This window comes from Pectobacterium colocasium, from assembly GCF_020181655.1.
Lineage (GTDB): Bacteria > Pseudomonadota > Gammaproteobacteria > Enterobacterales > Enterobacteriaceae > Pectobacterium > Pectobacterium colocasium.
Genome location: NZ_CP084032.1, coordinates 3,360,299 through 3,375,911 on the forward strand (window position 1 = coordinate 3,360,299; position 15,613 = coordinate 3,375,911).

The following is a 15,613-nucleotide window of genomic DNA, read 5'->3' on the forward strand; positions in this document are numbered from 1 at the left end:
ACTTCATGCTCTGATAGATTACCAAACTTCATATCTTCTAAAGAAATTTCGCCTCCAACCACGTTGGGAATTCTCAGGACTGGATACCCATTAGTTAAATAATCACATTTCTGAGAAGTCCCATACTTTAACTCTGTTAAAATTTCACCAAACCGAATCCATTCCCATTCCTGCGGTAATACAAAAGGTTTTTCCTCATCACTCACTGGCGGCAACGGTTTTTGCTTTTTAATTTTGCCTTCTTTCACCAGTTGCGCTTTTTCCTGCTCAATACGTTTGAGCAGTTCAGAAGCCGGTTCGTCGTTAGGATCTTGCGGCACCAGTTTACCCATCACCGCCAGTTGCAGAATGGTTTGTTTAAGCGCGTCAATACTCGCTTCGGTAGTAAACAGCGTGTCGAAATACTGGCTCATTCGCGCCCAACTTTCGGAGAGTTCTTCGGCATTCTGGCTATCAGTCAACGTTGCCAGCAGAGTTTCCACCAGTTGCTGATGGGCATCCAGGCTGGTTAGCGATTGCTGTTCCAGTTGGTCGCATAAAGATAATAAAAAAGTAGTCTCTTCTAATAATTGAGCACAGTTTCTCTTGGAAGGCATAGCTACTAATAGCATTTCCAAATTTGATTTGTTTAAATTCTTAATTCCAATACCTTTACCCGAAGATCTTGTTTGCTCTCTGTACAATGGTGTTTTGAGGAAGAGTCCGATGAACTCATCGATTATTTTAGAGTATATTCTGACAACACCACAGAAAGCACCGAATGTGTAATTTCCATTCTCAAAAAATTGAGCAGCCTTTCCAACAAGTGACTCCGAACCACTTGACATGGCTATTAATACATCCCCCATACGTAGGTATTGTTCAGGGGAAACCAATTCCTCATTAACATAGACAAGAGGCTCAAGTAAAATTTCAGATTGGATATTATTCGCTCTAAGGAGGGGTAGCATTCCGTCTTTCTTTATTTCCGAAGATTGAGCTTTCCCATATGTCACACCACGGATAATTTCAGCAATATCCCCCAACCTTACCCACTCCCACCCGCTCGGCAATTCAAAAGGCTTCTCATCTTCGCTAATTTCCGGTAGCGGCTTCTGTTTTTTAATCTTCCCCTGCTTCACCAGCTCCGCTTTCTCAGCGGCAATACGCTTTAACAGCTCAGACGCCGGTTCATCATTCGGGTCCTGTGGCACCAATTTGCCGCGCACCGCCAGTTCCAGAATCAGCTCGCGCAGTTTCTTAATGCCGTAGAGGTCGATTTTGCCATTGCTGCCCCGCCCCGCAGTGGAGCGGGTTTGCAGAGCGGAAGTCCAGATATCGATATGGTCGGTAATCAGCGTCTCAACGGTCATCAGTTCGCCCCCTTGTTACCTGCCAGTGCGGCACCGAGGATGTCACGTAATTGGTTACGCAGCTCGCTGATTTCCGCCTGTTGCGTCTGGTACTGCGCCAGCAGCTCGTCCGGGTCGTGGCTGAGGGTTTCGCCCTGATACGGGTTCTTGCTATCGAGGTTAAAGTTGCGAGCGATGATGTCATCGATGCTGACTTTCCACGCCTGATTATTCTCTTCGCGGCTGGCAAAGCCATCCGCTTCATTACCCCACCAGTCGATTTCCGCCTGAAACTCTTCAAACTTCATCGGTTTGGTTTTGCTGTAGTTCTTCACGCCGTCTGGGTACGGGTGCTCATAAAACCACACTTCTTTGGTTGGCTGGCCTTTGGTGAAGAACAGAATATTGGTTTTAATGCCGGTATACGGGTTAAACACGCCGTTCGGCAAACGCACAATGGTGTGCAGGTTGCATTCCTCGGTAAGCAGCTTTTTGATTTTGGTTTTCACGCCTTCACCAAACAGCGTACCGTCCGGCAACACCACCGCCGCGCGACCTTTGTCGGCCAGCACTTCAATAATCAGTTGCAGGAACAGATCGGCGGTTTCGCGGGTCTGCATTTCTGCTGGGAAGTTTTTCTCGATGCCGTCTTCTTCGGTTCCGCCAAACGGCGGGTTGGTGACAATCACATCCAGTTGTTCGTCCCAGGAAGAGAGCGGCTTGTTGAGCGTATTGTCGTGACGGATTTGTATCGGCACTTCAATACCGTGCAACAGCATATTGGTGGTACACAGCAGATGGGGAAGCTGTTTTTTCTCTACGCCATAGATCTGTTTTTGCAGCGTTTTGTGGTCTTCAGTGGTGTTAACGTAATGCGCTTTCACATGGTCGAACGCACAGGCAAGAAAGCCGCCAGTGCCGCAGGCCGGGTCCATAATGGACTCGCCCAGTTTCGGGTCAATACGGTTGACCATAAAGCGCGTCACCGCACGCGGAGTATAGAACTCGCCCGCATTACCGGCGCTTTGCAAGTCGCGCAGGATCTGTTCGTAGATATCGCCAAACAGATGGCGCTCCTGGCTGCTGCTGAAGTCGATTTCGTTGAGCTTGTTGACCACCTGACGCAGCAGCGTACCGTTTTTCATGTAGTTGTAGGCATCGCTGAACGCCTGTTTGACCACAAAGCCACGCGGGTTCTTATCAATCGGCGCGGTGAGGTTTTTCAGGGTCGGGAACAGATCGTCATTCACAAATTCCAGTAGCGCATCACCGGTGATGCCCTCGCTGTTTGCCGCCCAGCTACGCCATAAATAGCGTTGTGGGATCGGGAACTGGTAGTGATCCTGCTCCAGTTCCAGTTCTTCTTCCTGGGTATCAAAAATCTTCAAAAACAACAGCCATGAAAGTTGCCCGAGGCGCTGGGCATCGCCGTCCACCCCGGCGTCTTTACGCATAATGTCCTGAAGGGATTTAATGACTGAACTAATCGACATCTTTTCTTTCCATTCTTAAAAAAGGATGCCACCGGACGCAGGCGCGACCAGTGGCACAATGTTTATGCGTTATCAGGCTGAGCGCGGCGGTAACTGGTAGATCTCGTTCTCCAGTTCGTTGACAGCTTTCTCATACGCCTGTTTGTCACCAAAACGGGTTTTAATGATCTCAATGGGGCGGCCCAGCGCATCGAAGGGTTTCAGTTTTAGCACCTGAACATCCTCGCTTTCCTGCACGCCTTCATCGGCGTATTTATCCAGCAGCGTGCTAAGCACCTGCCGCGCCGGTTCAGCGTATTTCGTAAAGTAGTTACGCTTACGCACATTCGCCACGCGCTCCTGACGGGTTAACGGCGGCTGACCGTACACCACATGGCAGAGCAAATCAAACGGATCGAGATCTTTACCCACCTCTTCCGCCAGCACATCCCACAGAACGCCTAGCTGCGCCAGTTCTTCGATGATGACCTGCTTGCGTGGCGCATCCTGCCATTTACGTACAAAGCTATCCAGTGAAGCGTACTCACTCTCTTTGAGCATCGTTTTCCGAGTGTAATCCTGGAAGGATTCGGTCACCAGTTTGCCGTCAGAATCGTAATACTGAACGCGCTTAGCCAGCACCTTTACATCCACCCCATTCACATAGAATTTGCGGACGTTGTCTTCATCATCCTCATGAAATTCGCCGCTGCCCCAGTGATAATCATGATTGGTCTGGTAGTCAGCGGCATCTTCTCGCGCTTCATTGGCGACATTATCGTCGTCATTTTCCTCATCCAGTTTTTCATTGAAATCGGAATTTTGATCGGAAATGTCGTTGGGCTTTACCACCAGCACTTTTTCTGGCAAGCCGTCAAAGCGGGGATCGGCAAACAGTTCTGTCGCTTTTTTGAAGTCGAGAATGGTAAACCACAGTTTTCCGTGCTTTTCGTTGATACGCGTGCCACGCCCGATGATTTGTTTAAATTTGGTCATGGACTGGATGTTTTGATCCAGCACCACCAGCTTACAGGTCTGGGCATCGACGCCAGTGGTCATCAACTCTGAGGTGGTCGCAATAACCGGATAGGCTTTTTTGGGATCGATAAAATTCTCCAACTGTGCCTTGCCGATCTCGTCATCACCGGTGATTTTCATCACGTATTTTTCGTTCTTCAATACCTGTTCAAGGTTGAGGATCACCAGTGCATGACGCATGCGGTCGGCGTGATCGATGTCGTTGCAGAAAACGATGGTTTTATCCATCGGGTCAGTGCGTTTCAGATAATCGGTGATGGTCTGCGCTACCAGCATAGTGCGCTCATCAATCACCAAGGTGCGGTCAAAATCTTTCAGGTTGTAGATACGGTCTTCAATTTCTTTGCCGTATTTATCCAACTGACCTTTGACGGGCCGCCAGCCTTGTACATCGACGTCAATATCGACGCGCACCACTTTGTAAGGCGCGAGGAAACCGTCTTCAATGCCTTCTTTCAGCGAGTAGGTGTAAACCGGTTCGCCAAAGTAATCGATATTAGAGACGTCTTCGGTTTCTTTTGGCGTTGCCGTCAGCCCCACCTGTGTGGCACTACCGAAATATTCCAGAATCTCCCGCCAGGCTGAATCTTCAGACGCGCTGCCACGGTGGCATTCGTCAATCACGATCAGGTCAAAGAAATCTGGTGACACCTGTTTATAGGCTTTCTGATGTTCTTCCGGTCCGGTTATCGCTTGGTACAATGCCAGATGCACCTCGTAAGCTGGGTCAATGGTGCGCCCGGAGACTTTGGTCATCGCGGTGCCGAACGGCTGAAAATCATTACGTTTCGCCTGGTCGACCAGAATGTTGCGGTCCGCGAGGAAGAGAATGCGTTTTTTGTTTTTCGCTTTCCACAATCGCCAGATTATCTGGAACGCCGTGTAGGTTTTTCCTGTCCCTGTCGCCATGACCAGCAGAATACGGTTTTTACCTGCCGATACGGCATCCACCGTCCGGTTGATCGCCTGCATCTGATAATAACGGGGGGATTTCCCACTGCCGTCGTCGTAATAATCCTGACTGATTACGGGCAACTGCTGCTGAGTGAACCCTTTCCAGACACAATATTTTTGCCAGAGTTGTTCTGGTGTTGGGAAATCACTGAGCGCAATTTCGGATTCGAGCTGCTGCGGATTCGTTTTATCGTGGAAAACAAACCCATCGCCATTAGAAGCAAACACAAAGGGCACATCAAGCAGACTGGCGTAGTCCAACCCTTGCTGCATCCCTTTGCTGATGGCGTGCTTGTTAGCTTTGGCTTCGATGACTGCCAGCGGCAAGTTCGGCTTGTGGTACAGTACGATATCGGCAGATTTGACTTTGACACGTGAGGCTAGTTTTCCACGAACCACAATCTTGCCATCACGCAGTTTCACTTCCTGACGAATCTGAGCAAAATCATCCCAGCCTGCATCCTTAACCGCAGGAAGGATAAATTTGCTGATGATATCCGTTTCAGTCAGGTGCGTTTTGTTCACGCCAGCCATAGCAGGTCACTCCACGATATTGGGTTAACTCTGATTTTACACAGATTAGTGCATCAGGTAATGGCCTGAAACCTTATTGCTGTCACTCTTCTCGACAAAATAAGACCAGCTCAGTGCAACAATCACTGAGCCGGCAACGTTTATGCTATTGAACTCGCCAGCCACTAAAGTAATGGCCGATCGCGGAAGGATGGTCGAGAGGAGCGGTGGCGGCGATATAGCCATCTGGCCGAACTAACAGGTACTGATCGGAATAGGGGCTACTTCCCGCTTCAATGTGCAGGACATTGACGATATCAGGCAGTGATGCAGGAACATCTGCCGTACCAATGATGAGCAAACTGTAATGGTGATAATTTAGCTGTGAGTAAATGCGGTTTGGCTGACCAGATTGAGAATCACACCACATAAAATCATGCAGCCTGTCGCCAACACTTCCACCTGTTCCATAGCGAACGCCCATTCCCGTGATGTAACCCGCACGTTTTTCGACAATCTTGACGTAGTCATCGGCATGGGTGCCGGTATCTGAGGTTTTGGTTGAACGCACGAGTTCCGCTGACGTTTTTACCACTTCCAGCGCGACCGCTTTTCGCTCTGTTTCGTAAGTCTGTAATAACGTTTGGGGCGCATGATGATGGGTAATCATCGCGATTTTCCAGATGAGGTTAAAGGCATCAGCCAACCCGGTATTTAACCCTTGCCCACCATTTACCGAGTGAATGTGGCTCGCATCACCAGCGATAAATATTTTATTTTCAAGGTTATAGTGTTCTGCTACAGACTCTTTAACCGAGAATTGTGAATACCACTCAATAGACTTGAAGCGCAGACGGTGTGGTTGCAGAGCATGGTTAATTTTATCTATCGCCTGCTGTTGCGTGAAATCCTCACTTTCCATCTGGATATAGAAACGATCAATCTTACCTTCACGTGGTATCCAGGCGACATCGGCGGTTTCTGCCTGGAAAACAATAATTTCCGGAACTTTGGGAAAATCAGTGTCTATTTCGCCATCAATCACTGCCCAGGTAATCTGTGGTCGAGTAATCTCAAACGGGATAGCGAAGTGTTGGCGCACAAACGATCGTGACCCATCGGCGCCAATCACGTACCGGGAGCGAACTACCTCACCGCTGGAAAGCGTGGTGAGGCAGCCGTCTTCCTCTAACACAATATCTTGCACGGCGGTATTGCGGCGCACGTCTTTGTTTAATTCGGTGAGCTTAGTATCGAGCACTTGTTCTACATAAGCCTGACCAATCATTAAGAAATGTTTGTGAAAACAGCCTTGTAGAGCCTCCCACCAGGTAGACTGGCGTGAAATAAACTTGCCTTTTGACCAGACAGAGCTGGTATTGCAGGTTTTACCCAAGGGGTAAAGATCATCGAATAAACCTATAATTTCAAGCAGTTGCAAGCTGCGGGCGTTTAGCGCATCAGCACGGCCGACCGTTAACGGCCCTTGCGATTTGTCGATAATGACGGTGCTTAAACCGGACAGATGGGCAAGATAAGCACAGGCCAAACCGACCGGCCCCGCGCCGATAATCATGAGATCAACATGCTGTGGTTTCATGACGGTTGCACCAAATGTGGGTTATTCAATGGCTGTTTAGCATGGATATGCACCCGGCGGAGATGGCGACCACTTTGGCTCGAATAAGATTCTCGGCCGTGTAATAACGAGTAGTTATCTGCAATCGCAATATCTCCGCTTTGCCACTGGTGGGCATAATAAACCCGTGGATCATATAAGGCGTCTTGCAAGCTGCTGAGTAGGTGTTCTTGCTCTTCAGGTTCAATACCTGAGAAGTGATAAGTCGATGGATTCAGGAATTCTTTATCGCCCGCAATCGGTGGCTCACAAAAACGAATGACGGGATAAGTGCGGTAGGGGTGCTGTTCTATAATAGGCGCCTGTGCGGTACTGCTGTACAACTCGACTGCACGCTGATACTGACCGGTTGCACGCTCCCACAATGCTTTGGTTTCGGGTGATGCCAGGCGTAACGCCGCGGTGGTACTCGAAAACGTGGTTCTCCCCCCCTGCTCTTTACCAATGGCTGATACGCATTGGAATACTTGTAGTTCAGGCACGGTTTTCAGGTACATGCCATCCCAGTGCAAGGGGACATAGTTGTTAGCAAAGATATGGTCGGTCGCATCGGGTTGTTCAACCAGTTCTAACACAGAGCCAAACGGCCATTGCATAATGTCACCCATGGCTGTGCAGTATGTTGTTAAATTTTCTGCACTGGTAAAGCTATCAAAGCCCCGCAGTATCACTAATTGCTGGGTTTCTACGAGTGTACGCAGCCAGTTAGGTGATAATTCGCCAATATGCACGCCTGACTGTTTAGGTTCAATACGTACACCAAAATGACAGGTTTCACCTTGAGAGTTAATTAAAGGTTGATAATCAAAGCGATCTTCTAAAGTGAATGAGTCCATTTTACTTCTCCGTGTATTATCCATTGCTGAAAGATCTTTCAGATAATATCGGCAACAAATATTCAACACCACGGATACAATTATAATAATTAGGGTGATTTGAATAGAGAATCACTCTCTCCCTATTTTTTCACCAATAGATAATAGACCTTAATAAAAACCCATAAAAAAACCCCAGATAAATATCCTAATACCGATCGTTTAAGAATCGAGATACCGGGAGCTACCACGGTGCGAGGTATCCCTACGGGAACCTCATCACCGTGTTTCCCCCTAAATCCATGCTTAAGCGAACAGCATTACAGATAAATATCCAGGGCTTTTAAATCATGAAAAACCGTTGCCATTTCAGGCTTAGCCGCGATTCTCTTCAATATAGCGAGCCAGGTCTGCCGGGGTCTTCAGGACGGTAGCGACTTCGGTCGGCGGGATCACGCAGCCGTAAACGTCCTGCACTTCCAGCACCAAGTCGACCGCCAGAATAGAGTCGAGAATATCAGATTCAATAAGCTCATCGTTAAAGCCCACTTTACGGGATAAGATCTTTTCAAACAGCGCGAGTATTTCTTGTTCCATCATTTTTCCTAAGTCATTAGATCGTGCGGGCATGGGTGTCCAGCAGCTTACGGTCGATTTTGCCGTTAGGATTAAGCGGCAACGCATCTTTGATAATAATTTGGGAAGGCACCATATAGGGCGGAATCACCTTCGAGAGCGACGTTTTAATCGCTTCAGGCGCTAAATTCGTCACACAGAACGCCGCAATACGCAGCACACCGCCGCCCGATTTCATCAGCGGCAGAACCACCGCTTCGCTGATATCAGACATCGCCAGCAGGCGGTTTTCAATCTCGTTGATTTCAATACGGTAGCCATTCAGTTTGATCTGGCTGTCATTACGACCCTGACAGTATAGCAGCCCGTCCTCGTAGCCCAGATCGCCGGTTCTGTAACCCCGATACGCTTCACTTTCCCGATGCAGCAATTTCTCGGCATTCTCTTTCGCCAGCCCAAGGTAGCCGCGCATCACGTTTTTACCCCAAATGATCAGCTCACCTTCAGCGGTAATTTCCATTCTGGAATCCGGCATCATCGCGCCAACCGGCAGCAGATCGTTGTCGCTGTGCAGGATTTCATCGGTGATTTCGATGACGGTGGTCGCGATAGTCGCTTCCGTTGGACCATAGGAATTGAGAATTTTGGCGTGCGGGAAACGGCGGCGTAGCTGTTTGACCAGCGCTTTATTCAGTACTTCACCAATGAACACAAAAACGTTGAGTTCAGGTAAATATTCACTGTTGAACTGGGGGGAAAGCAGCCTCTGGTAAGCGAAAGACGGCGTTGACACCCAGGCGGAAACGCCGTTGTCTTTCAGGCGATCGAGCCAGTTTTCTGCCGCGATATCCTCTTTCGCATTCAGAACGATATGTCCTCCGGTTGCCAGATTTGCCAGCAGCGGGATCAACGAGAGATCGAAGCTGAACACCGCATGGTTCATCAGCACTGGCACGTCCGGTAGCGCAAAGTCCTGACGCACCCACTTCATGAAGTGCCACAGACTTTCACGTCCAATCTGCACCCCTTTCGGTTTTCCGGTGCTGCCGGAGGTGAACATAATATAGGCGAGATCCTGCTCGACCAGCGGCTGTGCGGCTTCTCCGGTCGCAATGAACTGTCGGGTCGCGACATCGTAATAGTAAGGGGCGCTCGCCAGATGACAAATCTCTTTAAGCCGCTCCTGCGGATAGATGCAGTCCACCGGGATATACGGAATGTTATGCAATAGGCAGCTATAGATCGCCACGGCAAACTCCGCCTGCTGGTGCCCATATAACACGACCGGCGGCCCCGCAGGTTGCCGACATTGCTGGTAGCGCTGCGCCCAGTCTGTCACCGCAACGGATAGCTGTTGCCAGGTCATCGCTTCATCGCTGCCACTAATCGCCAACCGATCGGGGTTAGCGGGGTTAAGCAATGCCGCACGGAGGAAATCTTGCAGTTCCTGAAGCTCGCAGTGTTGGTTCATAGAGGAGACATTCCGCTAAAGATGTAAAGGGAGGCCGCAGCGCTTGCCAGCGTCAGAATACGACCGATGAACGCAATAACCGGATGATGTAGACAATTGCTCAGCGCTGGGCTGCGTTTGGCTGACCACAGCAACATGTTATGAGCAACGGAAATGGCGCCAAACAGCGCGCCGCTGATGACATAGTGTCTTTCAAGCCCGTTCCATGCCCCCATACAAAACAGGGTGCAGAAGATGCCAATATTCTGCGCCAGCGTTTTGTTCTGTCGGAAAAAGTCGAGCTTCATCAGATTCATATAAATTGGCATAAAGACCACGTCCCTCAGCCATTCAGACAGGCTGATGTGGAAGCGCCGCCAGAAATCCTGCGGGTTTTTAGCCAGAATAGGCAGATTAAAGTTCGCTGGGATATTCAGGCCAAATAAGCGCCCTGCCCCGATAGCCATATTGCTGTAGCCGGCAAAATCAAAATAGAGATAAGCGCTGTAGGCCAGCGACATCACGACGCCCACACTTAAGGTAAACGGGCGCTGGCTCCACGATTCAATCACCAGATTATTGATTAGCATGGCAAATAAGAACTTCTGAATAATGCCGGTAAAAATTTGTTCCATCGCCACTAAAAACTGCTCACGGGTAATGATGAAGACGGGCTTATTAATATCATTAACCCATGTCCGCCAGCGATACATCGGGCCGGCCAAAATAATAAAAGGCATAAAGAGATAGCAGAAGTAATGCAGGAAATGCTGCCCGTCTTTTTTGCTGCGATAAAGCAGCACATCAATGGCGCGGAAGGTCATAAAGGACAGACCGATCATGCCCCAATGGTTATTGAGGTGTAATTTCACCAAAAACAGCGGCAGCAGCGTCAGGCTGACCGCCTGCCAGGTTTTTAACCAGCCTTTCTCTTTTAAGGTCACGAGAATATAAAAGCTCAGGAAAACCGCCACGGGAACAATGTAATCCCCCTGGAAAATATATCCCCAGCCCAATACCGCCAGCACGGAAAAGGCGGATAAATACGTCAGTCGATAGCTGAATACGCGATTAACCAGCGCGAACAGTAACGCTGATGAAAACAGAAGGAAAAAAAACATTCCGGAGCTGTACATCATTTATCCTTCAGAATTTTTGATATTCAAAATGCACTTTTAAACTCATGCTTTCATCAACAGAGGTCCATGCAACGATGGTGACTGCCAGAAAGAGATAAAGGAAAAAAAGGCGAATGGCGGTTTTCATCATTTAAAACTCTCAGCAATAAATTGATCCATCGCGACCCATGCCGGATCGGTTGGGTGCAGGCGATCCCAATTCCAGCCGTTCTGATAAGGCTGCGCATACATATCAAAATAGCGAACCTGATTTTCTTCCAGCATCGTTCTGATTTGGCTGTCGACGGACTGGAATTTCTCGGAATTCTTAATCGCCCACGGATTAATCGGATCGACAATGACCACAAACTGGGCGTTGCGTGCTTTCAGCAGTTGGATCGTCGCCCGTAATGCCTCCATTTGTGCTGGCACAATCGGCGCGTCATCCCACTCTTCCTGCGTTGGATCGTCTGCAAAAACAGACTTATCCATCCACAATGTATCTGCACTTTGCTGGCGGGACTGGTTGAGCACCCGAGCCTGCTCCAACTCGCGAGGCCAGTCGGGGACCGTGTTGACCGTTGGCTGCTGAGGCCACGGTTGTGTCGGTTGGGGGATAATGCCCAGCATCGCCAGCCAGTCGTTTTTTATCAGCTCGCAGAAATTAGCAAATTGATAACTCACTTCCTGCCAGATAATTTGCGGATCCCAGCCATAGACTTTCATTTGGCCGAACGTTAAATGGCTGATCTCGTCTTTATCAATATGGCGTAAGTAATTGACCAAAAAGGGGCGCGTCTGGTCATCCTGCATCAAAGGATTAAAAATAGATGCCGGAAAATTGTTGGCGAAAATTGCCGGAGGAATGCCGTCTGAATAAAAGCTATCGGGCGCCAGCAGTAAAACAACTTTACTGTTAGCGTTCAGCTCATTTTTAAAACGTGAGAGCAGTAGAAAATGCGTAACGTTATCGACATAGCTATCGCCATAGGCCACGACCGGGCGCTGTAGCTGGTTATTAAAATAATTATAGACAGCGTAATGTTCATCTTCAGATGTGGAAACTTCGGACGCCCCGAGAAAGAAAATTGCATTGCCCTGCAACGCATGAGAAAGGGTGGCGATCTTTTCCTTTTGCTCCTTTTCTGTCCCTTCCATGGTTTTAATCAACGGCAGGAACGTCAGCGTCGGATCCACGCTTTTCACCAGCGGAGGAACGCTAAGCAACAGGATGGCAAGGGTCGCCATCAGGATATGTAGGCAGAGAGTATTTTTGATTTTCATTATAAAATAAGGCTACATGATATTTATTGTTTGAAATTTGTGAATTTTTATCTTCACGGTAAATCAATCCCTGTGTTTTTTGGGATTATATACCAGGCTTATCGCCGATGATGAGCATTGCTGTGTAACGGTATGTACAGTGTTTACATCCGTCACAATAATCAGGCTGATAACCCGGTAAGAGAAGGGGTTTCCGGCATTCAACCTCACTTGCGCCGTCAGAATATGCCATAGCCAACGCGCGTTGACAGGCACCGTACACTCAGGATTATGAGTGATTTCAGGAGTGATTGAGTTCAAGAATCTTTGAGGCGATGAATAAGTGTCATAATAGTGTGATTCTCACCTTCTTTTTTTATTTCATCTGACAAACCGTTCTCTTAATGTTAGCTTAATAAATTCGTAATATTGCCTGCCCGCCCGGTATACCTTTCCCGGTTTACAGAGTTATCTGTCATTGCAAAAAAAAGTAAAAGGGGGGTTGATGAAACGCTACCAAGCCAGTATCCGGCAGCTATTAATTACCTCGCTAGCCCTGTTTGCTATCGCCTGTTCATCGGGTGCAGCCCCCCCCCCCAACAGATGAAACGCCAGCGTGTATGAAGTACCGTTCTATGATGACAGCGCCCTTGCCACCAGCGGTGGTGATGAGGCTAAAAAACCAGTGTGAACAGTCCAGATATTAATACGGTGGTATTTTATCCGCGGCCAAAAAGGAATCGTTTTATTTATAGAAAATAGGGTTATCCATAAATAAAAAGATTCCTTTAAGAGATAAGCTAACAAATAGCAGTCATGATTAAAAATGGCCGCTATTTATATCACGTGGCTACTTGCTCCAAATCGCCATAAAATGAATACGGATAGCCATTTTCCAGCCACTCAGCTTCGTCAACGACACAGATACCGTCCTCTATATAAACATCTGATACCATTATTTTTATTGCAAAACCATTGGTTTTATATTCCGAGCGATAATTATCATAAGTGATTTCACCTCTGCCAAAATAATCCTCGAGTGATTCCCGCCATACCAGCTCTATCTCAGCACTAAACGGGCCACTCCCCATTTTCCCTTTCAGGCTGGCGATAATCCTTTTCTTCTCAACAAAAACCCACCTTACCGCATCCAGCGTCCAGGCATCGTCGCTCACGCTAAACTCACCGGAAAAAACATCGAAACATGCGTCATTCTTATCAGAGTGCATTTCATTTCCTTGAATATTAAAAAAATCAACATTCCAACCGCTAACGCGGGTAGCGGCCACCAGCTCGTTTTCAATATCTGCAAAGCGCGGGGCGAGGCTATCTGCCAGCTTCTCCCCTGCTTCCGTTGGCGCGACGCTGCGTGTGGTTCGGGTCAGTAAACGCACGTCCAGTCTCTCTTCCAGGCCACGAATCGAGAGAAACAGCAAAGCCACTCAGCGTGAAGACTGAATGGCTTTTCTACTTACTCTGCGATGCGGTTAACGTATGTGGAGATTAACGCCAGAGACCTCTTTCCTGAGCTCAATAATCTCTTCAGCCAGTTCACGGCACAGCATCGCATTCATCAAATGATCCTGTGCGTGCACCACGATAAGCTCAAGAGTCGTTTTTTCCTTACTCTGGTTGCCAATAAATCCGGTCTGAATCAATTGTGCTCGGTTCAGCGCCACCGCAGCCATTTTTAATAATTCATCGACATGATCCCACTCCCCTCGGCGAGCGGATCTCAGAGCTTCCATTGCGCAGGAACGTGTTTCGCCAGATTTAACGATGAGCTCAATCATCCGCGTTTCTACATCCATTTTTCACTCCCCCGAATATCAGTTGCTGTGTCACTTTTTTGTCGGTCAATTAACCCCAAATTGCAGACAAGCGCACGTGACACCGAAGAAATACGGTGCATTTATTGTATCGCTACTCACAGCCTGCACAGTAAATATAGATGATGAATCAGGATTTGTTTCTGTAAATCATGATGTTATATCTCATTTCTGGTGAAATAAATTTCACAAACTCACCCGACTGTTTTTTAAACATTGGGTTTATACAATTTCACACTGTGACATGGACTGAAATAAAGTGATGACCGCTATGTCATACCCAGCAAAACCTTAATTTAACCTTAAGAAAGCGAAATAATAATAACTATCATTATTATTACCGATATGTAGAATCCCTCCTCGACTGCCGCTACATATCGGCCAGTGTCGCTAAAATAGCGCGGCTATCGTGAGCGACACACGGGCTTACATGTAGGCCAGCAATACGCAAAGACGACAGGTATTGATAAGGGTAAATAATATGAAGCTTGGTTTTGGATTACTGAGTTCAGCCGTTTTATTCGCATCCGGTTTGGCGCTCAGCGCGTCGGCAAATGCAGCAGAAAACGATGAAGGGATTGTGATTTACAATGCCCAACATGAAAACCTCGTGAAATCCTGGGTTGACGGTTTTACCAAAGAAACCGGCATCAAGGTAACGTTGCGCAATGGCAGCGACACCGAATTGGGCAACCAACTGGTGCAGGAAGGGAAATCGTCGCCTGCCGATGTGTTCCTGACCGAAAACTCACCGTCGATGGTGCTGGTAGATAACGCCAACCTCTTTGCTCCGCTGGATAAAGCCACCCTCGCGCAGGTACCGTCTGACTATCGCCCGTCCCACGGACGCTGGATCGGGATTGCCGCGCGTTCCACCGTCTTTGTCTACAACCCAACCAAATTTACCGACGTGCAGCTGCCGAAATCTTTAGCCGATCTGGCGCAGCCAGAATGGAAAGGCCGCTGGGCCGCCTCCCCGTCTGGTGCAGATTTTCAGGCCATCGTCAGCGCCTATCTGGAGCTGAAAGGTGAGAAAGCCACGCAAGACTGGCTGAAAGGCATGAAAGAAAACTTCACCGCCTACAAAGGCAACAGTACGGTGATGAAAGCCGTAAACGCGGGTCAGATTGATAGCGGCGTGATCTATCACTATTACCGTTTTGTCGATCAGGCTAAAACCGGTGAAAACAGTAACAACACGAAGCTGTACTACTTTAAACATCAAGATCCGGGCGCGTTTGTCAGCATTTCCGGTGGCGGCGTACTGGCTTCCAGCAAACATGCGAAAGACGCACAGGCTTTTATTAAGTGGATTACGGGCAAGTCCGGTCAGGAAATCTTGCGCACCAACGATGCCTTTGAGTACGCCGTTGGCGTTAACGCGGCCTCAAATGACAAACTGGTTCCGCTGAAAGATCTGGATGCACCAAAAGTCGATGCCGCCAAGCTCAACAGCAAAAAAGTCGTGGATCTGATGACACAGGCAGGTCTGCTGTAATCGATAGACCGTAGCACGTCGGTTATCACGCATCGATTGCTATACATCGATTGCAATGCACCGATGGTAACGACAGCCCTTTCGTCAGGGCGGGAACGCCCTGACGAATCATCACCC

The 15,613-nt window shown here is 48.4% G+C and carries 11 protein-coding genes and 2 pseudogenes; 1 reads left to right on the plus strand and 12 read right to left on the minus strand.

Translation table 11 applies throughout. The annotated features are described in order from the left end of the window. Positions 1-320 precede the first annotated feature (320 nt). From LCF41_RS22455 to LCF41_RS15320, 12 genes and pseudogenes are all read right to left on the minus strand, one after another. Positions 321-1,352: pseudogene (locus LCF41_RS22455) on the minus strand (restriction endonuclease subunit S); the annotation flags it as partial. After that, positions 1,352-2,824, minus strand: a complete 1,473-nt coding sequence (locus LCF41_RS15275; protein WP_225085326.1) for an N-6 DNA methylase — start codon at positions 2,822-2,824, stop codon at positions 1,352-1,354. The gene LCF41_RS15275 and the pseudogene LCF41_RS22455, both read right to left, overlap by 1 nt. 72 nt (positions 2,825-2,896) lie before the next feature. Beyond that, complete coding sequence (gene hsdR / locus LCF41_RS15280) at positions 2,897-5,329, minus strand: EcoAI/FtnUII family type I restriction enzme subunit R (RefSeq protein ID WP_225085327.1); 2,433 nt, start codon at positions 5,327-5,329, stop codon at positions 2,897-2,899. Between the two features lie 145 nt (positions 5,330-5,474). Continuing rightward, complete coding sequence (locus tag LCF41_RS15285; protein WP_225085328.1) at positions 5,475-6,908, minus strand: FAD-binding protein; 1,434 nt, start codon at positions 6,906-6,908, stop codon at positions 5,475-5,477. Further along, positions 6,905-7,783, minus strand: a complete 879-nt coding sequence (locus LCF41_RS15290) for a TauD/TfdA dioxygenase family protein (RefSeq protein WP_225085329.1) — start codon at positions 7,781-7,783, stop codon at positions 6,905-6,907. Before LCF41_RS15290 ends, LCF41_RS15285 begins: the two co-directional genes overlap by 4 nt. Positions 7,784-8,137: 354 nt before the next feature. Continuing rightward, entirely contained in the window at positions 8,138-8,359 is a 222-nt protein-coding gene (locus LCF41_RS15295; RefSeq protein ID WP_010300175.1) for an acyl carrier protein, read from the minus strand. 16 nt (positions 8,360-8,375) lie between these two features. After that, positions 8,376-9,809 carry an AMP-binding protein gene (locus LCF41_RS15300; RefSeq protein WP_225085330.1) on the minus strand — a complete coding sequence of 478 codons (1,434 nt, stop codon included), beginning with the start codon at positions 9,807-9,809 and terminating at the stop codon, positions 8,376-8,378. Further along, a complete protein-coding gene (locus tag LCF41_RS15305) occupies positions 9,806-10,924 on the minus strand; it encodes a membrane-bound O-acyltransferase family protein (RefSeq protein ID WP_225088195.1) in 1,119 nt (372 codons plus the stop codon). Before LCF41_RS15305 ends, LCF41_RS15300 begins: the two co-directional genes overlap by 4 nt. Positions 10,925-10,934: 10 nt before the next feature. Continuing rightward, positions 10,935-11,057, minus strand: coding sequence for a hypothetical protein (locus LCF41_RS22285; protein ID WP_005970020.1), 123 nt, complete (start codon positions 11,055-11,057; stop codon positions 10,935-10,937). Continuing rightward, a complete protein-coding gene (locus LCF41_RS15310) occupies positions 11,054-12,190 on the minus strand; it encodes a D-alanyl-lipoteichoic acid biosynthesis protein DltD (protein WP_225085331.1) in 1,137 nt (378 codons plus the stop codon). Before LCF41_RS15310 ends, LCF41_RS22285 begins: the two co-directional genes overlap by 4 nt. Positions 12,191-13,440: 1,250 nt before the next feature. Beyond that, positions 13,441-13,593 (minus strand): annotated as a pseudogene (locus LCF41_RS22290) (LysR family transcriptional regulator); the annotation flags it as partial. A gap of 63 nt (positions 13,594-13,656) precedes the next feature. Next, positions 13,657-13,980 carry a PTS sugar transporter subunit IIA gene (locus tag LCF41_RS15320; RefSeq protein WP_225085332.1) on the minus strand — a complete coding sequence of 108 codons (324 nt, stop codon included), beginning with the start codon at positions 13,978-13,980 and terminating at the stop codon, positions 13,657-13,659. 499 nt (positions 13,981-14,479) lie between these two features. On the opposite strand from LCF41_RS15320, the gene LCF41_RS15325 reads away from it, so the two are divergent. After that, the gene (locus LCF41_RS15325) at positions 14,480-15,496 is read left to right on the plus strand and encodes an iron ABC transporter substrate-binding protein (RefSeq protein WP_225085333.1); all 1,017 of its coding nucleotides are present in this window, start codon (positions 14,480-14,482) and stop codon (positions 15,494-15,496) included. The last annotated feature ends 117 nt before the right edge of the window (positions 15,497-15,613 follow it).